At 35.0% G+C, this 20,209-nt stretch carries 19 protein-coding genes; 6 read left to right on the top strand and 13 right to left on the bottom strand.

All coding sequences use genetic code 11. The features are described 5' to 3' along the window. Nucleotides 1-36: 36 nt before the first annotated feature. Entirely contained in the window at nt 37-1,155 is a 1,119-nt protein-coding gene (gene ald / locus AC51AA_RS09530) for an alanine dehydrogenase (RefSeq protein WP_500701884.1), read from the bottom strand. A gap of 201 nt (nt 1,156-1,356) precedes the next feature. On the opposite strand from ald, the gene AC51AA_RS09525 reads away from it, so the two are divergent. Beyond that, nucleotides 1,357-1,815 (top strand): Lrp/AsnC family transcriptional regulator, encoded by a 459-nt coding sequence (locus tag AC51AA_RS09525; protein ID WP_500701883.1) that lies wholly within the window; start codon nt 1,357-1,359, stop codon nt 1,813-1,815. Between the two features lie 59 nt (nt 1,816-1,874). Here the strand turns inward: AC51AA_RS09525 and AC51AA_RS09520 are convergent, their stop codons facing one another. Together AC51AA_RS09520 and AC51AA_RS09515 are read right to left on the bottom strand one after the other, a co-directional pair. Beyond that, nucleotides 1,875-3,323, bottom strand: coding sequence for a glyceraldehyde-3-phosphate dehydrogenase (locus AC51AA_RS09520; RefSeq protein ID WP_500701882.1), 1,449 nt, complete (start codon nt 3,321-3,323; stop codon nt 1,875-1,877). Nucleotides 3,324-3,481: 158 nt separating this feature from the next. Then, nucleotides 3,482-4,882 (bottom strand): trypsin-like peptidase domain-containing protein, encoded by a 1,401-nt coding sequence (locus AC51AA_RS09515; RefSeq protein WP_500701881.1) that lies wholly within the window; start codon nt 4,880-4,882, stop codon nt 3,482-3,484. 134 nt (nt 4,883-5,016) lie between these two features. On the opposite strand from AC51AA_RS09515, the gene dapF reads away from it, so the two are divergent. The 4 genes from dapF (at nt 5,017) to AC51AA_RS09495 (ending at nt 8,803) form a co-directional block, all read left to right on the top strand. Then, on the top strand, nt 5,017-5,799 hold the full coding sequence (gene dapF, locus AC51AA_RS09510) for a diaminopimelate epimerase (RefSeq protein WP_500705627.1): 783 nt from the start codon (nt 5,017-5,019) through the stop codon (nt 5,797-5,799). A gap of 59 nt (nt 5,800-5,858) precedes the next feature. Continuing rightward, the gene (locus tag AC51AA_RS09505) at nt 5,859-6,383 is read left to right on the top strand and encodes a GNAT family N-acetyltransferase (RefSeq protein WP_500701880.1); all 525 of its coding nucleotides are present in this window, start codon (nt 5,859-5,861) and stop codon (nt 6,381-6,383) included. A 60-nt stretch (nt 6,384-6,443) separates the two neighbouring features. Further along, on the top strand, nt 6,444-7,484 hold the full coding sequence (gene mltG, locus AC51AA_RS09500; protein WP_500701879.1) for an endolytic transglycosylase MltG: 1,041 nt from the start codon (nt 6,444-6,446) through the stop codon (nt 7,482-7,484). Between the two features lie 677 nt (nt 7,485-8,161). Beyond that, nucleotides 8,162-8,803 carry a peptidoglycan-binding protein LysM gene (locus AC51AA_RS09495; RefSeq protein ID WP_500701878.1) on the top strand — a complete coding sequence of 214 codons (642 nt, stop codon included), beginning with the start codon at nt 8,162-8,164 and terminating at the stop codon, nt 8,801-8,803. Between the two features lie 56 nt (nt 8,804-8,859). Here AC51AA_RS09495 and scpA read toward each other — a convergent pair whose 3' ends face one another. The 10 genes from scpA to dnaA all read right to left on the bottom strand — a co-directional run bounded on the left by scpA (nt 8,860) and on the right by dnaA (nt 19,588). Continuing rightward, nucleotides 8,860-11,001 (bottom strand): methylmalonyl-CoA mutase, encoded by a 2,142-nt coding sequence (gene scpA / locus AC51AA_RS09490; RefSeq protein ID WP_500701877.1) that lies wholly within the window; start codon nt 10,999-11,001, stop codon nt 8,860-8,862. A gap of 46 nt (nt 11,002-11,047) precedes the next feature. After that, nucleotides 11,048-12,412, bottom strand: a complete 1,365-nt coding sequence (locus AC51AA_RS09485; RefSeq protein ID WP_500701876.1) for a methylmalonyl-CoA mutase subunit beta — start codon at nt 12,410-12,412, stop codon at nt 11,048-11,050. 17 nt (nt 12,413-12,429) lie between these two features. Beyond that, entirely contained in the window at nt 12,430-12,762 is a 333-nt protein-coding gene (locus tag AC51AA_RS09480) for an FtsB family cell division protein (RefSeq protein ID WP_500701875.1), read from the bottom strand. A 118-nt stretch (nt 12,763-12,880) separates the two neighbouring features. Next, a complete protein-coding gene (udk, locus tag AC51AA_RS09475; protein ID WP_500701874.1) occupies nt 12,881-13,489 on the bottom strand; it encodes a uridine kinase in 609 nt (202 codons plus the stop codon). Nucleotides 13,490-13,776: 287 nt separating this feature from the next. Continuing rightward, nucleotides 13,777-14,658, bottom strand: a complete 882-nt coding sequence (locus tag AC51AA_RS09470) for an SDR family oxidoreductase (protein WP_500701873.1) — start codon at nt 14,656-14,658, stop codon at nt 13,777-13,779. Nucleotides 14,659-14,731: 73 nt separating this feature from the next. After that, the gene (locus tag AC51AA_RS09465) at nt 14,732-15,859 is read right to left on the bottom strand and encodes a methionine aminotransferase (protein WP_500701872.1); all 1,128 of its coding nucleotides are present in this window, start codon (nt 15,857-15,859) and stop codon (nt 14,732-14,734) included. Nucleotides 15,860-16,015: 156 nt separating this feature from the next. Next, complete coding sequence (locus AC51AA_RS09460) at nt 16,016-16,543, bottom strand: hypothetical protein (RefSeq protein ID WP_500701871.1); 528 nt, start codon at nt 16,541-16,543, stop codon at nt 16,016-16,018. Between the two features lie 354 nt (nt 16,544-16,897). Next, the gene (locus AC51AA_RS09455) at nt 16,898-17,611 is read right to left on the bottom strand and encodes an SAM-dependent methyltransferase (protein ID WP_500701870.1); all 714 of its coding nucleotides are present in this window, start codon (nt 17,609-17,611) and stop codon (nt 16,898-16,900) included. Between the two features lie 74 nt (nt 17,612-17,685). Beyond that, the gene (locus AC51AA_RS09450; RefSeq protein ID WP_500701869.1) at nt 17,686-18,153 is read right to left on the bottom strand and encodes a low molecular weight protein-tyrosine-phosphatase; all 468 of its coding nucleotides are present in this window, start codon (nt 18,151-18,153) and stop codon (nt 17,686-17,688) included. Between the two features lie 7 nt (nt 18,154-18,160). Then, nucleotides 18,161-19,588, bottom strand: a complete 1,428-nt coding sequence (gene dnaA / locus AC51AA_RS09445; RefSeq protein WP_394776194.1) for a chromosomal replication initiator protein DnaA — start codon at nt 19,586-19,588, stop codon at nt 18,161-18,163. A gap of 187 nt (nt 19,589-19,775) precedes the next feature. Between dnaA and AC51AA_RS09440 the strand changes: the two genes are divergently transcribed. Continuing rightward, entirely contained in the window at nt 19,776-20,180 is a 405-nt protein-coding gene (locus tag AC51AA_RS09440; RefSeq protein ID WP_500701868.1) for an acyl-CoA thioesterase, read from the top strand. Nucleotides 20,181-20,209: the final 29 nt, after the last annotated feature.

The following is a 20,209-nucleotide window of genomic DNA, read 5'->3' as shown; positions in this document are numbered from 1 at the left end:
AGCAGTGTTTTAGTAAGCACTTATTTAGTGTTAGCACTAAGCATTGGCTAACACTATTTCTTCATTGAATGGAAGGTTCCATGCTTCTGCAACTCCTTTGTAAAGGATTTTTCCATTGGCAATATTTAAACCTTTATTTAATTCTTCGTTTTCATTACACGCTTTTTCCCATCCTTTGTTTGCTAATTGCACTGCGTAAGGCAATGTCGCATTAGTTAAAGCTAAAGTTGATGTGTAAGGAACAGCTCCTGGCATATTAGCCACACAGTAGTGAACAATATCGTCAATTATGAAAGTTGGATTTTCGTGTGTTGTCGGAGTACAAGTTTCAATACATCCTCCTTGGTCAACAGCAACGTCAACAACAACAGTACCTGGACGCATTAATTTAAGCATATCACGAGTGATCAAGTGCGGTGCTTTAGCCCCCGGAATTAAAACGGCTCCAACAATTAAGTCCGCATCAACGATTGCTTTGCTGATGTTGTAGTGGTTTGACATTTGAGTATTTACGTTTGCAGGCATAACGTCATCTAAATAACGTAAGCGTGGCAAACTTAAATCCATAATAGTTACTTGAGCTCCTAAACCAGCAGCCATTTTTGCTGCTTGAGTACCTACAATTCCACCACCAAGTACTAATACTTTTGCTGGAGGTACTCCTGGAACACCACCTAAAAGAATTCCTCTTCCTTTTAATGGTTTTTCAAGATATTTAGCTCCTTGTTGAATAGCCATACGACCTGCAACTTCAGACATAGGAACTAATAAAGGTAAACTACGATCTGTTTTTTCAACTGTTTCGTAAGCCAAACATACCGCTCCTTTTTCAAGCATTGCGTGTGTTAAGGCTTCTGATGAAGCAAAGTGAAAATAAGTAAAAAGTAATTGATCTTTTTTGATTAAAGGATATTCAGAAGCTATTGGCTCTTTTACTTTAATAATCATCTCAGCAATGGCGTATACCTCTTCAATAGTAGCTAATACAACAGCTCCTGCAGTTGTGTATTCATCATCACTAAAACCACTTCCTAAACCTGCAGTTGCTTGAACATAAACAACATGTCCGTTTTTTTTCATTTCAGAAACACCAGCTGGAGTTAAAGCCACACGGTTTTCATTGTTTTTGATTTCTTTTGGAACACCTATTATCATTAAATTGTATTTTGAGTTGTTTATTTAAATTTATTTGACAAAGCTACAGCTAGAGAAGATATTATGGATTATTGGGTGATAAATAAGAAAATATTATTTTATTTAGTAATTTTACAGAAAAATATTCTTTTTTGAGTCACTTGAAGTTTCTCAAAAAGAAAAAATGACTAAAATTTATTAATCAAAGAAAACGTTTTCGTTATGGCTTTAGATGAAATTGACAAAAAAATCCTACGTCTTTTACAGGAGAATGCGCATTACACTTTAAAAGACATCGCGAATAAAATAAATCTGTCTTTAACGCCTGTTCACGATCGTGTGAAGCGTCTTGAAAAAGATGGCGTTATTGAGAAGTATGTGTCGATCTTGAACAAGAAAAAGTTAGGTAATAATTTGACGGTCTACTGTCAAGTTACCCTTACCAAGCAAACCTATGATACTTCGGAAGGGTTTAATCAATCGATTCTTGAATTACCAGAGGTTGTAGAGTGTAATTATGTGTCAGGAAACTTTGACTATATGCTTAAAGTGATCATCCCGGATATGGAAAGCTATCATTATTTTCACCAAAAAAAATTATCTGTTTTGCCAGAAGTCTCTTTGATCAATACAGTTTTTGTGATTTCGGAGGTAAAAAGCACGACAATGCTTCCGATCTAAAACAAAAAACCATCAAGAAAACTTGATGGCTTTAAGAAATTGGTTTTGGTTGTATTTAGTTAGTAATAAGTAAAACGTCTTACTTTGGCAATGTATTTTGCCAAACGGATTACTTGGTGGCTATAGCCATATTCGTTGTCGTACCATATATAGAGTACAATGTTTTTTCCATCTTTGGAAACAATAGTAGCATTGCTATCGTAAATGGAAGGAGCCGAGGTTCCTACAATGTCTGATGATACTAATTCATTATTCAAAGAATATTTTATTTGTTCTACCAACTCTCCTTCGAGAGCGTATTTTTTCATTATTTTATTGATCGCTAAAATAGAGGTATTCTTTTTGACTTCTAAATTCAAAACGACTAATGAGCCGTTTGGAACAGGAACTCGAATCGCGTTTGAAGTTAGTTTCCCTTCTAATGATGGTAAAGCTTTAGCTACTGCACTTCCCGCGCCAGTTTCTGTAATCACCATGTTTAAAGCTGCAGCTCTTCCACGACGATATTTTTTATGCATATTGTCCACCAGATTCTGATCGTTTGTATAGGCATGGATGGTTTCTAAGTGTCCTTTTACAACACCAAGAGTTTCTTCTATGGCTTTTAAAACGGGTGTTATGGCATTTGTAGTACAAGAGGCTGCCGAGAAAATGTCTATTTCATCCGGATTATATTCGTTATGGTTTACGCCGTGTACAATATTTGGGACTCCTTTTCCAGGTGCTGTCAATAATACTTTGCTTACACCGTTGGATACTAAGTGTCTTTTTAAAGCTTCCTCAGTGGTAAAGGCCCCCGTATTATCAATCACTAAAGCATCATGTATCCCGAATAGCGTATAGTCAATTTCTTCAGGAGTATTTGCTGTGATGATGTGTACCGTGGTACCGTTAATAATTAAGGCATTGTTTTTAGGATCGGCGGTCACTGATCCTTGAAAATCTCCGTGGATAGAGTCATAGCGCAATAGAGAAGCTCGTTTCTCTAAAGTTGAAGCATCATTCTTATCACGAGTTACAATAGCTCTGAGTCGCAATTGATTTCCTTTGCCAGTTTTTGACATTAATTCTCTTGCTAGAAGACGACCGATTCTACCGAAACCATATAAGACCACATCTTTGGGTTGGATTTCTTCTGATGATTTGGCTTTTTTCAATTTTTCGATGACAAAATATCTCGCATCTGGATATTTGTCTTCTTCTAAACCATATTCGTAGGTTAGTTTACCAAGATCTAATTTCGCAGGTGGAAGATCTAATGATAAAACCACTCTGGCAATTTCAACGGAATCAAAAATGGTGATGGGCTTGCCTACAAATTCACCAGCGTATTGATGCAAATTGATAATATCGCTGACATTTTTATCCAATAATTGATTTTTGAATAAAACCATTTCAATGGATTTGTCATACCATAAATCGCTTATGATTTTGATTAATTCGACCCCAGCTCTTCTTCGGTCGACTTGTAATGATACTTCTTTTTGGTACAAAGATTTTTTGCTCATAATTGAAAAATTGAAAAAATAAATAGACGACTATTTTTAAATTTGGCGCAAAAGTACCCATTTCAATCGATTTCGTAACTTTTTTTATGATTTTTTTTTCAAATAAAAAAGCCAACCTAAATATTTAGGTTGGCTTAAAATTTTAAAATGGGAAGGCTTTAAATGATAACTCGAACAACTTCTCCGTTTTTAGTAATCATTTCAATACGGATACTTTGGTTTTCATCTTTTTTACTCAAAAGCTTTGAAACGGTTTCAATATCGGTTGCTTTTACATTGTCAATACTTAAAATAATATTGCCTTGTAATTCGTCATTATATTGTTGAAGATTCGGGTTTGTAAGGGCTTTTATTTTTACACCATAATCAATACGGAACCTCTTTTTATCAGTAGCATCGATATTTTCTAATTCGATTCCTTTGTATTCTGCGCTAAAAAATTCATTTTTACTTAAGGCAACAGAAGCAACCTTGTTTTTTCCGTCACGGATGTACGTTACTTGAACTTTGTCATTTGGTCTTTTGGTATTGATATATCCTGAAAGATCTGCAAAAGTTCCTATAGTTTGCTCGTCAATTTTCACGATAATGTCTCCTTTTTGAAGACCAGATTTTTCCGCACCAGAGTTTTTGGATACTTTAGTAATATAGAATCCTTGAGTTTGAGAGACACCTAATTCTTTAGAAACAGCATTATTAAGTTCTCCACCTTCCACACCTAGAATTCCTCTTTGCACATTACCAAATTCCATGAAGTCTTCGATAATTTTTCGGGCAAGATTAGAAGGGACTGCGAAAGAGTATCCAACATAAGAGCCCGTTGTGGAAGAAATCATAGTATTGATTCCGATTAATTCACCTCTTGTATTTACTAAAGCACCACCACTATTTCCAGGGTTTACTGCAGCATCTGTCTGAATAAAAGACTGGATTCCGTTGGTGTCTAAATTTCTGGCTTTGGCCGAAACAATACCAGCGGTTACTGTAGAAGTCAGGTTGTATGGATTTCCTACAGCCAGCACCCATTCCCCAACTTTTACTTCATCAGAATTCGCAAAGGCACTATAAGGTAATTTTTCGTCAGCATTAATTTTTAACAGTGCAATATCCATTTTAGAATCAGTTCCAATGAGTTGTGCTTTGTATGATTTTTTATTGTTTAAGGTTATTTCGATTTCTGTGGCTCCTTTTATAACGTGATTGTTCGTTACGATATAACCGTCCTCAGAAATAATGACACCTGATCCTGTACCAACTTGTTCTTGTGATTGCTGGCCTCCATAACCATAAAAATATTCCAACATTGGATTGGTAACCGTTCTGCGAGATACATTTTTTACGTGTACCACTGTATGCACAGTTTTATCTGCAGCTTCTGTAAAGTCAACAGTTTCGGCCGCTAGCCCTACTTGTTTTGCGTAGGAACTAGGAGCGAGAGTTACTATTGGATTTTTTTGGCCAAAGAATGAGCCGTTGTTTTCAAATAATAACTTGTAGGCACCAAGAGTAGTAGCACCACTTAATAGAGACACTAAAAATAAGGTTGAAAATCGTTTCATAGTTGATTAGTATTTAAGTTATCTATCGTAAATTTATAGCAAAAAAAATCTGAAGTAAAGTGCTTTAACGCTCTTTAACAATGATTAACATTTCATTAATAGTTCGTACTTTTGTAGTACTCAATACAATAAAAATGCAAGTAGAATTTTATAAATATCAGGGAACAGGAAACGATTTTGTCATGATTGATAATCGTTCTGAATTTTTCCCAAAGGAAGATACAAAATTAATTGAACGTTTGTGTGACAGACGTTTCGGGATAGGTGCTGATGGGCTTATTTTGCTAGAGAATGACACTGAAACTGATTTTAGAATGGTATACTATAACTCAGATGGGAATCAGAGTTCGATGTGTGGAAATGGTGGACGTTGTTTGGTGGCTTTTGCCAATCAGCTAGGGGTGGTTCAAAACAAAACAACCTTTATTGCTACCGATGGTTTGCATCATGCTTCAGTTGGAGATGATGCGATTGTTTCCTTACAGATGATTGATGTAGATCAAGTAGAAAAACACGACACCCATACTTTTTTAAATACAGGTTCGCCACATCATGTGCAAATCGTTGCGGATTTAGAGCAGTATAATGTAAAAGAGAACGGTGCCGCCATTCGATATGGAGCATTGTATGGTGAGAAAGGAAGTAATATCAATTTTGTAAAAAAAGTGGATGATAGTACTTTTTCTCTTCGTACCTATGAAAGAGGTGTTGAAGATGAAACTTTAGCCTGTGGAACAGGTGCGACCGCTGTTGCCATTGCCATGAATGCAATAGGACAGACAGATAAAACCGAAATTAATTTGAATGTGGAAGGGGGAAAACTAAAGGTTTCTTTTGATAAAGTGGGAAATCATTTTACGAATGTTTTCTTAACAGGTCCTGCAAAGTTTGTTTTTAAAGGCACTATAGAAATTTAATAGTGGTCTTTTCTATATTTTCGCTTGGGCTTTGCCCAATACTATTTTAAAAATTACAAATGATTACATTAAAAGGGGATACCATATATATAAGAGCATTAGAGCCTAATGATTTGGAGTTTATTTACGAGGTGGAAAATGATCTTAGTATTTGGGAGGTTAGCAACACGCAAACACCTTATAGTCGATTTTTAATCAGACAGTACCTTGAAAATGCACAGCAGGATATTTATGAGGCCAAACAATTGCGATTGGCTATTTGTCAAGATCAGGATTTTCCAGCTATAGGATTGATCGATTTATTTGATTTTGATCCTAAAAATAATAGAGCAGGTGTTGGAATTGTAATTAAGAATAATGAGAAAAGAAATCAAAATATTGGATCTGAGGCTTTGGAGTTAATTATTAAGTATTCTTTCTATCATCTTAATTTACATCAATTATATGCAAATATTGGTGTTAAAAACGAAGCAAGTAATGCCCTTTTTACTAAATTTGGCTTTCAAAAAATTGGGACAAAAAAAGATTGGCTTCTCATCAATGGGGTTTATCAAGACGAAGCCATTTTTCAATTAATCAAATAGTTTTCACAATAGTTTTCAAATTTTTCAGTTTAAAAGTACTGGCAAGTAATGCAATCAAATATGAACTTAAAAAAAATTATTACCATAAGTGCTGTTGCTATAATTTCAGCTTTAATGATTTACGGATTTATTTTAATTAGTAAAATCTTTAGTGCTAATACTAAATTTGAAGAGCAAGAGGTATATGTACACGTTCCAACAGGAGCTAATTATACGGATGTAAAAAAATTATTGGAGCCCTATATCAAAAATTATGAAAATTTTGAAATGGTGGCCAATAAGAGAAGTTATCCAGAAAATGTAAAGTCAGGTCGTTTTTTGCTTACAAAGGGCATGAACAATATCGATTTGGTACGTGCTATGCGTGCTAATATTCCAGTGAAGTTGGCTTTTAACAACCAGGAACGTTTGGAGAATTTTGCAGGAAGAGTGGGTTCAGAAATAGAAGCGGATAGTTTATCAATTATGAAAGCGATTAAAGATTCTACTTTTTTGGCTGAAAATGGTTTTAATGAAGAAAATGTTTTTGCGATGTTTATCCCCAATACGTATGAAATATATTGGAATACTTCAGCAGAGAAGTTTCGCGATAAGATGATCAAAGAATACCATAACTTTTGGACTAAAGAGAGAATTGAGAAAGCTAAGAAACAAGGATTAACGCCTGTTCAAGTGACAATTTTGGCTTCAATTGTTCATAAGGAATCTGTAAAAAAAGATGAGAGACCTCGTATTGCTGGAGTGTATTTGAATCGATTGCGTTTGGATATGCCCTTGCAAGCGGATCCAACGGTGATTTATGCTTTGAAATTAAAGTCTAATGATTTTGATCAGGTAATCAAAAGAGTGTTGTACAATGATTTGTTAATGAAGTCACCTTATAATACGTATACGAATATTGGACTTCCTCCTGGACCTATAGCCATGCCCGATATTACCGCTCTTGAAGCAGTCTTGAACCCAGAAAAGAATAATTACATCTATTTTTGTGCTAGTATAGATCGTTTTGGTTACCATGAATTTGCATCTACTTATGAAGAACATACTAAAAATGCTAAAAAGTATTCAGATTGGATCGCAAGTCAAGGCGTAACGAGATAATTGGATCTCATAAAGGGTAAGGCAAATCAAGAAAAAGCTAAAGTTTTTTGTTCGATTTGATTATAAATAAAATAAGAGTAACAGAAACCGAAGCTATTTTTAGACTTCGGTTTTTTTGTTTTAAAGACATAAAAAGGATCATTTAGTACAATTGGATACAATCATTAATTTAAAAGATTTTAAGGAGGACTAGGAAGTTATTTTTTGATGTGGTGAAATAATGAAGTTATTTTTTTGGAGTTCTTTTTTTTGTCTTTTTTGGAGGAAATTTTAAAAATTTGTACGTCCATTTTTTTAGAATTTGTATGCTAAGAAATGAGGAGCGATTTAGATTATTTTTGGATTTTATATGAAGAGAATTTCAAAAGTAAAAGAAAGAAGACAGATCAAATTTTGGAAAAAAAACGAAAAATAACGTAAGTTTATTCTTGTTTTTTTAAGTAATTTGATGAAAAATGTAGATAAATCAATTTTTTTTAGTGCTGTTTTTACTGTTTTTGGACCTAGTAAAAATTCTTGCCGTATCGCTCTAATACTCCGTCAATAAAGGGGTTAAAGGAGATAGGTTTTATTTTATAAAAACTTTAACCCCTTGATTTTCAGGCTTCTCAAATATTTATTATCTTTGCATCGTAGAAATTTCAAAAAGGTGACAGCGTTTTGAAGAAAAACAATTTATGATAAAGAAATGGTACTTTTACTCAAGTTTGATCGTTATTATTACATTTTTAAGCCTGGGATTTAAACCCTTTAAAGAAGAGACCAAAATTTGGTTTTTAACAGAAAAAACAGATGGATCAGAATACTTATTTCCATCAAAAGAAAAGGATGATTATCCTAATTTAGACTTCCCATACATCGGAAATTATTTTATAAGTTTTAAAGAAGCACTTGCTTTTAAAGAATCACAAGGTAAATACCGAACGGTAAATACACTTGGATATATGGGGAAATATCAGTTTGGACTTCAAGCTTTGAAAGCTGTAGGAGTTAACAATGGTAAAGCCTTTTTAAAAGATCCAGCTTTACAAGAAAAAGCATTTATTGCCTTATTGTCTAAAAACAAATGGATTTTACGTAATGAAATTGCCAAGTACGAAGGTCAAGTGATCGGTGGGGTAGAAATTACAGAATCTGGAATTTTAGCTGCTGCACATCTTGGAGGAGCGGGTTCAGTAAAAAGCTTCTTCAAAAATAAAGGAGCTAAGTATTTTAGAGATGCTTATGGTACTTCAATAAGAAGTTACATGAAAGCATTTGGAGGTTATGATCTTTCTTATATACAAGCAGATAGTAACGCCACAGTACATACCATTTAATGTAATGATAAGAGTTCAGCATAAAGCCGCAAGTGAGAGCGGCTTTTTTTGTGGACTTAATCGATTAAAATTTCTAAAATTTTGATTGCTGCTTCGCTAATTTTTGTACCAGGTCCAAATACCGCTACGGCGCCTGCATCAAATAAGAATTGGTAGTCTTGTGCTGGTATTACACCACCAACAATAACCATAATGTCTTCACGACCGTATTTCTTAAGTTCTTCAATTACTTGAGGAACCAATGTTTTATGTCCAGCGGCCAGGGAAGAAACCCCTAGTATGTGTACATCATTTTCTACAGCTTGTTTAGCAGCTTCAGCTGGAGTTTGGAAAAGAGGACCTATGTCCACATCAAAACCTACATCGGCATAACCAGTAGCCACTACTTTGGCGCCTCTGTCATGACCGTCTTGGCCCATTTTGGCAATCATAATTCTCGGACGACGACCTTCTTGCTTGGCAAAGGCATCGGCGAGTTGTTTTGCTTTTTCAAAGCTTTTGTCGTCTTTTATTGCTGCACTGTACACGCCACTAAAGGATTTAATCTGTGCTTTGTATCTTCCAAAAACAGTTTCTAATGCATCGCTTATTTCGCCTAGTGTTGCGCGATTTCTTGCTGCATCAATAGCTATTTCCAGTAAGTTACCCTCACCGGTTTTGGCACATTGAATTAATTTATCGAGTATGTTCTTTACTTTTTCAGTATCTCTGGTTGCTTTAATATGGTCCAGTTGGGCAAGTTGTTGCTTACGCACCATTTGGTTGTCAACGTCGAGTATCTGTAAGGGATCTTCTTTTTCTAATCGGTATTGGTTCACCCCTACAATAATATCTTGTCCGGAGTCTATTCGGGCTTGTTTTCTGGCGGCAGCTTCTTCTATTCGTAATTTAGGGATTCCTGCTTCAATAGCTTTAGTCATTCCACCCAATTCTTCCACTTCTTCTATAAGTTTCCAGGCGCTAGTGACAATTTCATTGGTGAGGCTTTCTACATAATAACTACCTCCCCAAGGGTCCACTGTTTTGGTTATTTTGGTTTCCTCTTGTAAAAAGATTTGAGTGTTACGTGCAATTCTAGCAGAGAAATCGGTTGGTAAGGCAATGGCTTCGTCTAGAGCATTGGTGTGTAAGGATTGTGTTCCGCCAAAAGCAGCAGCAGTTGCTTCAATGCAAGTACGTGCCACATTATTAAAAGGATCTTGTTCTGTTAAACTCCATCCACTGGTTTGACAATGTGTTCTTAAAGCTAATGATTTATCACTTTTAGGATTGAATTGTTGTATCAATTTGGCCCAAATCATCCTTCCTGCACGCATTTTGGCGATTTCCATAAAGTGATTCATTCCTATGGCCCAGAAAAAAGACAATCGTGGGGCAAACTCATCAATGGTCATGCCTGTAGATAGTCCTGTTCTAATGTATTCTAAACCATCTGCTAAAGTATAGGCCAATTCAATATCGGCGGTTGCTCCAGCTTCCTGCATATGATATCCTGAGATGGAGATAGAATTGAATTTCGGCATTTTTTTGCTGGTGAATTCAAAAATATCGGCAATGATTTTCATCGAAGGGGTAGGCGGGTAGATATAGGTGTTGCGGACCATAAATTCTTTCAGTATGTCATTTTGGATGGTACCTGAAAGTTTTACCACTGGAACACCTTGTTCCTCAGCAGCCACAATATAAAAGGCCATAATGGGCAAAACAGCTCCATTCATGGTCATGGAAACCGACATTTCGTCTAAAGGGATTTGATCAAACAATACCTTCATGTCTTCGACAGAGTCAATCGCTACTCCAGCTTTTCCTACGTCACCAACGACTCTTTCATGATCGGAATCGTAGCCACGATGTGTAGGTAAATCAAAAGCGATCGACAAACCTTTTTGTCCGGCCGCTAAATTTCTCCTGTAAAAAGCATTGCTTTCTTCAGCTGTAGAAAATCCAGCATACTGGCGAATGGTCCAAGGGCGTCTCACATACATGGTGGCATAGGGTCCACGTAAGTTGGGGGCAAAGCCTGCACCAAAGTCTAGAAATTCAAGGTTCTCTAGATCTTTTTCGCTATAGGTTTTTTTGATTTCAATTCCCTCAGCCGTAATAAAGTTGTCGTGTGCAGCTTGTTGATTTTCAGGTACAACTTCTTGCGAGGGACTTTTAACTTCTAGCTTGATATGTTTAAGGTCTTTTCTTATCATGGAAATACTCTACGGAGTAGTTTTATTGATTACTTTGAAAAAAATGTTATTCTAATTCTAGACGTTCTTGTTCTAGCTTTTCGGCCAACCTTTTTTCTATAATAGGTGTAATTAATGTTTTTCTAGGTTTTATTTTGACAAAAGGAAATAATTCTAAATCGTGTTTCATTTTGTCATCCTTGTTTGGGTATTTATTTGTCCCTAATAAAACTTCTTTATGGGCGTCGAATAGTTCCTGTTCTTTAGTAGCACTTTCCTGGATCTTTTTTTTGATGGTTCCCTCATTTAAAAGCTTTAAAAAACCGCCACTTGCTTCGATGTCTTTGAACAAGCTCAAACTTTTTTCGGCGAGTTGCATCGTCAGACTTTCAATATAATAACTACCATCAGCAGGATTATCGACTTTGTCAAAATAGCTTTCGTGTTTTAAAATCAATAATTGATTTCGTGCAATTCGATCCCCGAATTCATTGTCTTTGTGATATAGCGCATCGTAAGGTAAATTGGCAATAGCATCAGCCCCTCCCAAAATAGCAGACATACACTCAGTTGTGGTACGCAGCATATTGACATTGTAATCGTATATGGTTTTGTTGCGTTTGGTTGGGGTTACTAATAGATGGCAACTTAAGTCAGGACTGTACTGTTCAGCAATTAGTTTAAAAAGTATTCTAAAAGCACGCAGTTTGGCAATTTCAAAGAAATAATTGGTACCCACGGCTATTTGAAAAACAAACGGTTTTGTAATAGTGGGGCAACGATTTAAATATTCGTTGGCATGCGCTAAACTATAGGCAATTTGTTGCGTAATTGTAGCACCTGAATTTTGATATAAACTGGCATCTATGCTGAGTAAAGATAGGTTTGTAGTGGCTTTTGAAATCAATTCAAGCGTTTCAAAATTATTTTTATCTGAAGTGGTAATCCAATTTCCTTCGCGGGCAAAATGACCAATAGGATCTAGATTACAATAAAAAACGGCCTTTTTTTCAATGGAAATACGGTCCAATTGTTTTACGAAATCGATTGAAATAAAATTCAAATTAAAGTAAACGGTTCTGTTCTCTAAAGGAAGAGTTTCTAGTAGTTTTTGGATGTCCGTTTTCTCATTTTCAATGGTAAAACGTAAACTTTCTGCCCCCTTTTCAATGGTACTTATTGCTCTTTGAATCGATTTTTCGATATCATGTACAAAGATGTTTTGGCAAATTTTAAATTGGGAAGCGTGGGTATTTACAGCTGGCGCTTTTGTGAATTCATCGCCATGATAAAAGGGTTTTACCTGAATGTCCTCTGGAGAATTCCAAATTACAGTTTGGTTATAATCGGCCCCATCTAATTCAAACTGAATTTTTTGTTTCCATTGTTTGGATGAAATCGGGTTAAAATCGTCGAATAGGGTAGTAGCCATTGGTGCTTTTTTGTTGGTTATTCTTTTTCTGGAATAGTGTCTCCTTCAAATTGAATGATGTAAATATCTTCGCTATCTTTTTTCATAAAGTATTTTTCGCGCGCATATTTTTCTATTTGTTCAGGATTTTTGAGTTGTTTGATTTGCTCCTGATCTTTTTTTATCTCGTCTTTATAGTACTTTTTATTGTCTTGTAATTCGTTAATTTGCTCATCTAAAAAGCGATGATCAAAATAGGAGTAGTTGTCCAAAAATAACATCCAGACCACAAAAAAAATTAACACCCAAACATATTTATTGCCTAAGAGTTTAAACCAAAATTTTTTTTCAAATGGAATTTTTATTTTCATTTTCATTTTTTTAAACCCTTGGGGCCCTTTTCTTTTTACGGCTTTTTTTACCCTAAAAAGAGAAAGGCGGGAGCGGGAAATAGCTCCTTGTTTTTATGGAATAAATTTACAATAAAAATTATAAAATTCGTTGATTAATTACAGCACGTACGACATCAATTGCTACGGTGTTGTATTTATCGTTAGGAATAATGATGTCAGCGAAAGCTTTTGAGGGTTCGATGAATTGTTCGTGCATTGGTTTTAAGGTGTTTTGATAACGCGTTAAAACCTCGTCGATGTCACGACCGCGTTCTGAGATATCACGTTTTAAACGACGTATTAATCTTTCGTCAGAATCAGCATGTACAAAAACCTTAATGTCAAAAAGATCACGTAATTCTGGATTGGTCAAAATTAAAATACCTTCGACGATCATTACTTTTCTCGGATGCGTACTTACCGTATCGTCGGTTCTGTTGTGTTGTATAAAGGAGTATACCGGCTGATCGATAGTTTCTCCTGATTTTAGTGCTTTAAGATGCTTTACTAATAATTCAAAATCAATAGCTCTTGGATGATCAAAATTGATTAATGCCCTTTCGTCAAACGACAAATTGGTGGTTTCTTTGTAATACGAATCTTGAGAGATAACCCCTACCTCAGTATCGGGTAATTCATTCATAATTTGGTGTACTACTGTTGTTTTTCCACTTCCTGTTCCTCCTGCAAGTCCAATAATGAGCATAAAATTGATATTATATATTTGTTTGGCAAAAATAATAATTTAAGTGGATTGATAGTGGAATCCGAACTTTAAAATTGAATTTATAAAGAAAGATTAAATACTCTCTTGTATTGCTTGTGAGAATTGCGAATTGTTTAAATCTTTTAGTGGCAGGTTTTTAGGATAGTGGGCCGTTTTAAGCCAAAATTGTTTACAGGAAAAAAAAATCCCGATAGCTAGGCTATCGGGATTTCGTGCAATCAGTATAGTTTTATTAAAATATTCTGACCTTAGTAAGCACTGTGTAATTATTTATTCTTTTTTGCTTTTATCATCATTTCAAGCTGATCCCAAAGTTCTTCTGGAATTGCTTCTAATAAATTAAATTGTCCAGCACCTTTTAACCATTCTCCTCCATCAATAGTGATGACATCTCCATTTATGTAAGCTGAAAAATCAGAAACTAAATAAGCTGCCAAGTTGGCTAACTCTTGGTGATCTCCTACACGTTTCAAAGGCACTTTTTTGGCCATATCAAACTTTTCAGCAAGATCGCCAGGTAATAATCTGTCCCAAGCTCCTTTTGTTGGGAAAGGCCCCGGTGCGATAGCGTTAGAACGAATTCCGTATTTGGCCCATTCTACTGCAAGACTTCTTGTCATGGCTAAAACTCCAGCTTTAGCGGTAGCACTTGGTACTACATAAGCAGAACCTGTCCAAGCATAAGTGGTCACAATATTTAAAATTGTGGACGATTTTTGCTTGCTATCGATCCAGTGTTTTCCAAAAGCCAATGTACAGTTTTTAGATCCTTTTAGTACAATATCGATCACAGTGTCAAATGCATTTGCAGACAAACGTTCAGTTGGAGATATGAAATTTCCTGCTGCGTTGTTCAAAAGCACATCTACTTTTCCAAAGGCTTTTAAAACTTCTTGTAACATGTTTTCTACTTCTTCATAATGACGTACGTCACATTGAAGCGGTAAACAAGTTCCGCCAGTTTCGGTTTCTAGTTCCGTAGCTGTAGCTTTTAGTTTGTCTAAATCTCTAGAAGTAATTGCTACTTGAGCGCCTAATTCTAAAAAATATTTAGTCATTGCTTTTCCTAAACCACTTCCGCCGCCTGTAACTACAATGACTTTTCCTTTTAAAGCGTCATCGCGTAACATTTTATCTGTATAGCTCATACTTTTGTTTTTACAATATTAATTAAATTTAATAGGATGCGTGCATAATAATGTTATAAAATTTCAAAAAACTTTATATAACGCATAGTTTTTTTGCTGCTGCTTCTAAAGTAAGGTTGTCTTTAGCAAAGCAAAAACGTATTAATTTTTGGTCTTTATGATCGGAGTAGAATGTGGAAATGGGAATAGCTGCCACGCCATGGGCTGTAATTAGCTTTTGACAAAAAGTAACATCATCTTCATGTGAAATAGCTGCATAAGAAGCCACTTGAAAATATGTTCCTTCGCAAGCTTTCAATTCAAATCGACTGTTTTGAAGGAGTTTTTGGAAATAATCTCTTTTTTCCTGATAGAATTTCCCTAAGAGTTGGACATCAACAACATCTAAATATTGGCTAATGGCTGCTTGTGAGATACTGTTGACGCTGAAAACTAAAAATTGATGTACTTTTTTTATTTCTTTCATCAGGTATTCCGGTGCGATAACATAACCAATTTTCCAGCCAGTAATATGAAAAGATTTTCCGAAAGAAGAAATCATTAGGCAACGATTTAGAAGAAACTCTTGTGTATGAGCAGAAATGTGCTTTTCTTCAAAGGTGATGTATTCGTATACTTCATCAGATAAAACAAGAAGTTCAGGGTATTTGGATAGTAATTGTGCTAATTGTACAAAATCGAAAGGGGTTAGGATTTTACCTGTTGGATTGTGTGGGTTATTGATGATGATCATTTTACTTTTCGAAGAACAGGCTTTTTCAATAGCCTCCCAATTAGGTGTATAATCATCATTTAAAGCCACCCTTACAGGTTTTGCATTACAAAGTAAAACCGGCGCTTCGTAAGAGTCATAACTAGGATCTAAAATTAGAACTTCATCTCCTGATTGTACCAGGGCTACGATGGAAGTAAAGATGCCTTGAGTGGCTCCGGCGGTAACTAAAATTTCTGTTTCTGGATTAACGGTCCTGTTGTAGGAGTTCTGAATCAGGTGAGCAATCTGCTGCAACAATGGTGGATAGCCTGCCATTGGTGTGTATTGGTGCACATTTTCTTTTGTTAATTTAGTCAGTATGTCAGTTAATCTCTCATCAACGGGAAAATTCGGGAATCCTTGAGAAAGATTAATCGCATTATATTGGGTGGCCATTTTTGACATTACAGTAAAGATACTAGTACCGACGTTTGGGAGTTTACTCATAATAATAGATTGGAGAAATTGTATTTATAAAAGTACTTATTTTTAAAAGAAATAAAGAGGTTTTGATTTTTGGGGACAAAAAAAAACATTAAAAAACAGCTATCTGGTTATAACGATCTTTTAATGTTTATTTTTTGTTACTTTTTAAAATTAGTTTTAATTTACAATTTCTCCATTTGGTTTGATAACGATTTTACGGACGGTATTGTCCTTTTGGATTTTCAGGTTGTATTCTTTTTTTTGAATATCGCCTTCTTTTTGATTATAAAGAAATTTGTCTTTTACAATGGTCCAGCCTGGATATTCTTTGTAGACGGAATAAATTACTTTGGCGGGAAGCTGTACATTTTCATAATTTTCAATCACGCTGGTCAATTTTCCATTGTGATTATAGGTTGCGGATAAGGAGCCTTTAGGGGATTCTAAAACTACTAAGTAAGAATCAAAGCCTTGATAGTCTTTTCCTAGATCATAAGAAATAAACTTTTCTTGAAGTGCTCTGACGTTTTTATCAGGATTTCTGTCTGGTAAGTAAACAGAAAAGTCTTTACCAACACTTTTGATTACTACTGCTGGTAATTCTTCCATCTTAATTTCGCCCTCTTTTGTACTAATACTTTCACCTTGGGAAAAAGAGTTCGTTGTTAAACTAAAAAAAGTTAAAATAAAAAGAAATGTTTTCATGATATTCAATTTTAAGTATTAATAGTTTAGGTTAATCTTAATGATTTAAAATATATGAAGGTTTCTTTTTTTCTTCCCCTTTTTGTTGATGTTTTTTGTAGTTAAATCATTAAAGTTCAAGGCATTGAACAATTTTTTTAGGTCTGGTAAAAGTAGTTATTTTGCTTAAGTACAAGCGTTAAAAATCTCTTTATAGATTGTTAATTTACAGTCGGTAAGGGGAGGCTTTTTAAGAGGAAAAGGTGCTTGGTTTTGCACCGTTTTTAGTAAGGCAAAAAACGGTCGTATAGCGTAGAGATAGAATTAAGGAATGTTGAACTAGTGGCAGCAGAGACTACTAAATAGTACTCCTGATTACATTTTGTGGATGATAAAAATGGTCGGTCTGTTATGTAGATCTACTTTTAGTTTCTTCCATTCTGAAATGCGCATGGTTTTGATGAACTCTGTTGGTAAAGTAATATCGGTGGCAATACAAAGATGAGTAGAGGGATTTACAATTTGTAAAATATCTTCCACTAATTTATTATTTCTATAAGGTGTCTCAATAAAAATTTGAGATTGATTTTTATCCTGAGATAATTTTTCAAAATGTTTTAAGGCCGATTTCTTTTCGTCTTTGTCTATGGGTAAATAACCATTGAACGTAAAACTCTGACCGTTCATGCCTGAAGCCATCATCGCTAATAAAATAGAGGAAGGCCCCACTAAAGGAACGACTTGGATTCCTTTTTCGTGTGCTAATTTTACGATTACCGCGCCAGGATCAGCTACTCCTGGACAACCAGCTTCGCTCATTAGTCCCACATTTTTTCCTTCTAATAGGGGTTTGATAAATTCTAAATGTTCGCTTGGTTCGGTTCTTTTATTGAGGGTGAACAGAATAAGTTCAGCTTGTTTCTTTTCAGGTGAAACTGCTTTGATGGATTTTCGGGCCGTTTTTTCGTTTTCAACTATATAATGATCTATAAAGTCAATGCTTCTTTTTACTGTTTGTGGCAAAACATCCATCGGATCGCTTTCACCCATTGTAGTTGGAATTAAATATAGTTTTCCTAGAAGTTTCATGTGTGCTTTTTTTATAGTTTGTAAAACAAGTTGTTTTCAATCATCATTAATGAGATAATAGAAAATGAAATACGTTACGAATGTTTTTTGATAAGTTTTGCTGCAATTAAATCCGTTACTTGATCGAGCATTTGATATACTTGATCAAATCCATCGACCTCACCAAAGTAGGGGTCTGGTACTTCTGAATTTTGATCTGGAAGCAATTCGTTTAAAATAAGTTGAACTTTATTTTTATGTGCTTGTGTTTTTGCCAGTGCTATTACATCATTGTAATTGGACTTGTCCATCACGTAAATGTAATCAAAAGTTTCAAAATCAGCAATTTGGAATTGTCTGCCTTTTTGATTAGTAAGGTCTACACCATTTTTTGAGGCAACAGCAATGGAGCGTCTGTCTGGAGCGTGGCCAATATGCCAAGATCCAGTTCCGGCGGAGTCAACGATAAAGTTGTTTTTGGGTAATTTTGAAGCTAAAACACCTTCGGCTAAAGGGGATCTACAGATGTTTCCCAGACAGACCATTAAGATTTTTACCGGCATGAGGTGTTTATAGCGTTAATTTTTTGTTGATATCCTCGACAAATTTTTTGAATTGTTTGTCTGTAGAAACTAAATTGTCGACTGTTTTGCAAGCGTGTAATACCGTTGCGTGATCGCGATCGCCAATTTGTGAGCCAATGTTTGCTAAAGAAGCTTTTGTGAATTTCTTTGCAAAAAACATGGCCAACTGCCTTGCTTGTACTACGTGCCTCTTTCGAGTTTTCGATTGAAGTGTTTCAATATCTAACTGGAAATAATCCGATACAATTTTTTGGATATAATCGATAGAGATTTCTCTCTTTACATTTTTGACAAATTTCTCTACAACGCTTTTGGCTAACTCAAGAGTAACTTCTTTTTTATTGAAAGAAGATTGAGCAATTAAGGAAATAATAGCGCCTTCAAGTTCTCTTACATTGCTTTTGATGTTACGAGCAACATATTCGATGATATCTTCTGGTATTTCAACACCATCACGATATAAAATGTTTTTTAAGATCGAAATACGAGTTTCATAATCAGGCTGGTGTAATTCAGCAGATAATCCCCATTTAAAACGGGATAATAAACGTTGTTCGATGTCCTGCATGTCAACAGGAGCCTTGTCAGATGTCAAGATTACCTGTTTTCCGTTTTGATGTAAATAGTTAAAAATGTGAAAGAATACGTCTTGAGTTCCTGATTTCCCAGATAAGAATTGAACATCATCAATAATCAACACATCAATTAATTGATAAAAGTGAATGAAATCATTACGATTGTTCTTTTTTACCGAGTCAATATATTGTTGGGTGAAAATTTCGGCTGAAATATATAAAACCGTTTTTTCTGGATATTTATCTTTTACTTCTACACCTATCGCATGAGCTAAGTGGGTTTTTCCTAAACCAACTCCACCAAAAATTAATAGTGGGTTGAATGAAGTTCCTCCAGGTTTGTTGGCAACAGCCATACCTGCAGAACGAGCCAAACGGTTTGAATCTCCTTCTAAGAAATTATCAAAACTGTAGTTAGCATTTAATTGCGACTCAATTTTTAAATTTCTAATACCAGGTATTACAAATGGATTTTTAAGTTCAGGGTTTAAGTTTTTAAACGGAGCGTCAACCTCTTGAGGTTTCATAGGAACTCTATTGGCACTTGGTAACTGTTCAGTAAACGGTTGTTTATTGCCATAAGTGTTCTCCATTTTAATTTTATAGAGTAACTTTGCGTTTTTTCCTAGTTCTTTGGTAAGCGCAACTTTTAATAATTTAACGTAATGTTCTTCTAGCCATTCGTAGAAAAATTTACTGGGTACTTGAATGTATAACGCGTTGTCGGTTAGCTCAACTGATTTGATTGGTTCGAACCAAGTTTTATATGCTTGATCTTGAATGTTGTCTTTTATAAAGGACAAACAGTTTTCCCATACCGATTGAGCAGTTTTAGTCATAGATTCAGATAAGTTTTTTTATTATTAATAAAGGATCTCCTAATAAAAAGAGAGTAATTTTATTCCGTATTTCGGGATAACAAATATGTGAACAAATTTCTGTAAAAAAAAATATTTTGGGATCTAATTTTATAAAAAATTGTTGTACCGGAACTTTGAGAAGTTAATTTTTTTTAATTTATAAATAATGAAAAATCATCAAACGCAAGTGCGTGTTCGTTACTCTGAAACAGACCAAATGGGCGTTGTTTATCACGGAAATTATGTCCCGTATTTTGAGATAGGACGCGTGGAATGGCTTAGAAACAAAGGGGTTTCGTATAAAATCATGGAGGAAAGTGGTATTGGATTGCCGATTGTTTCTATGCAAATTAATTATAAAAAATCCGCGCGTTATGATGAGTTGTTGACCATTGATACGACTTTCAAAAGTCATTCGTCGGTAAAGATTGAATTTGACTGCGCGATCTATAATGAAGCGAATGAGTTATTAACAACTGCAGCTTTTATTTTAGTATTTATTTCGTTAAAATCGGGTCGACCAACCGCTCCGCCGGATTACATTTTGGAATTATTTAAAACCTTGGTGTAATTGTTAAATTGAGGCGGGTTTTACTGTCA

It is taken from the genome of Flavobacterium sp. OHVDL-2026-0007, assembly GCF_059882335.1.
Note: the sequence above shows the minus strand (reverse complement) of the source record. Positions and strands in the feature narration are given on the sequence as shown.

Excerpts from the sequence above, each read along its gene's own strand:
- ald (WP_500701884.1), bottom strand. The coding sequence starts at position 1,155 with ATGATAATAGGTGTTCCAAAAGAAATCAAAAACAATGAAAACCGTGTG.
- AC51AA_RS09525 (WP_500701883.1), top strand. The coding sequence starts at position 1,357 with ATGGCTTTAGATGAAATTGACAAAAAAATCCTACGTCTTTTACAGGAG.
- AC51AA_RS09520 (WP_500701882.1), bottom strand. The coding sequence starts at position 3,323 with ATGAGCAAAAAATCTTTGTACCAAAAAGAAGTATCATTACAAGTCGAC.
- AC51AA_RS09515 (WP_500701881.1), bottom strand. The coding sequence starts at position 4,882 with ATGAAACGATTTTCAACCTTATTTTTAGTGTCTCTATTAAGTGGTGCT.
- dapF (WP_500705627.1), top strand. The coding sequence starts at position 5,017 with ATGCAAGTAGAATTTTATAAATATCAGGGAACAGGAAACGATTTTGTC.
- AC51AA_RS09505 (WP_500701880.1), top strand. The coding sequence starts at position 5,859 with ATGATTACATTAAAAGGGGATACCATATATATAAGAGCATTAGAGCCT.
- mltG (WP_500701879.1), top strand. The coding sequence starts at position 6,444 with ATGAACTTAAAAAAAATTATTACCATAAGTGCTGTTGCTATAATTTCA.
- AC51AA_RS09495 (WP_500701878.1), top strand. The coding sequence starts at position 8,162 with ATGATAAAGAAATGGTACTTTTACTCAAGTTTGATCGTTATTATTACA.
- scpA (WP_500701877.1), bottom strand. The coding sequence starts at position 11,001 with ATGATAAGAAAAGACCTTAAACATATCAAGCTAGAAGTTAAAAGTCCC.
- AC51AA_RS09485 (WP_500701876.1), bottom strand. The coding sequence starts at position 12,412 with ATGGCTACTACCCTATTCGACGATTTTAACCCGATTTCATCCAAACAA.
- AC51AA_RS09480 (WP_500701875.1), bottom strand. The coding sequence starts at position 12,762 with ATGAAAATAAAAATTCCATTTGAAAAAAAATTTTGGTTTAAACTCTTA.
- udk (WP_500701874.1), bottom strand. The coding sequence starts at position 13,489 with ATGCTCATTATTGGACTTGCAGGAGGAACAGGAAGTGGAAAAACAACA.
- AC51AA_RS09470 (WP_500701873.1), bottom strand. The coding sequence starts at position 14,658 with ATGAGCTATACAGATAAAATGTTACGCGATGACGCTTTAAAAGGAAAA.
- AC51AA_RS09465 (WP_500701872.1), bottom strand. The coding sequence starts at position 15,859 with ATGAGTAAACTCCCAAACGTCGGTACTAGTATCTTTACTGTAATGTCA.
- AC51AA_RS09460 (WP_500701871.1), bottom strand. The coding sequence starts at position 16,543 with ATGAAAACATTTCTTTTTATTTTAACTTTTTTTAGTTTAACAACGAAC.
- AC51AA_RS09455 (WP_500701870.1), bottom strand. The coding sequence starts at position 17,611 with ATGAAACTTCTAGGAAAACTATATTTAATTCCAACTACAATGGGTGAA.
- AC51AA_RS09450 (WP_500701869.1), bottom strand. The coding sequence starts at position 18,153 with ATGCCGGTAAAAATCTTAATGGTCTGTCTGGGAAACATCTGTAGATCC.
- dnaA (WP_394776194.1), bottom strand. The coding sequence starts at position 19,588 with ATGACTAAAACTGCTCAATCGGTATGGGAAAACTGTTTGTCCTTTATA.
- AC51AA_RS09440 (WP_500701868.1), top strand. The coding sequence starts at position 19,776 with ATGAAAAATCATCAAACGCAAGTGCGTGTTCGTTACTCTGAAACAGAC.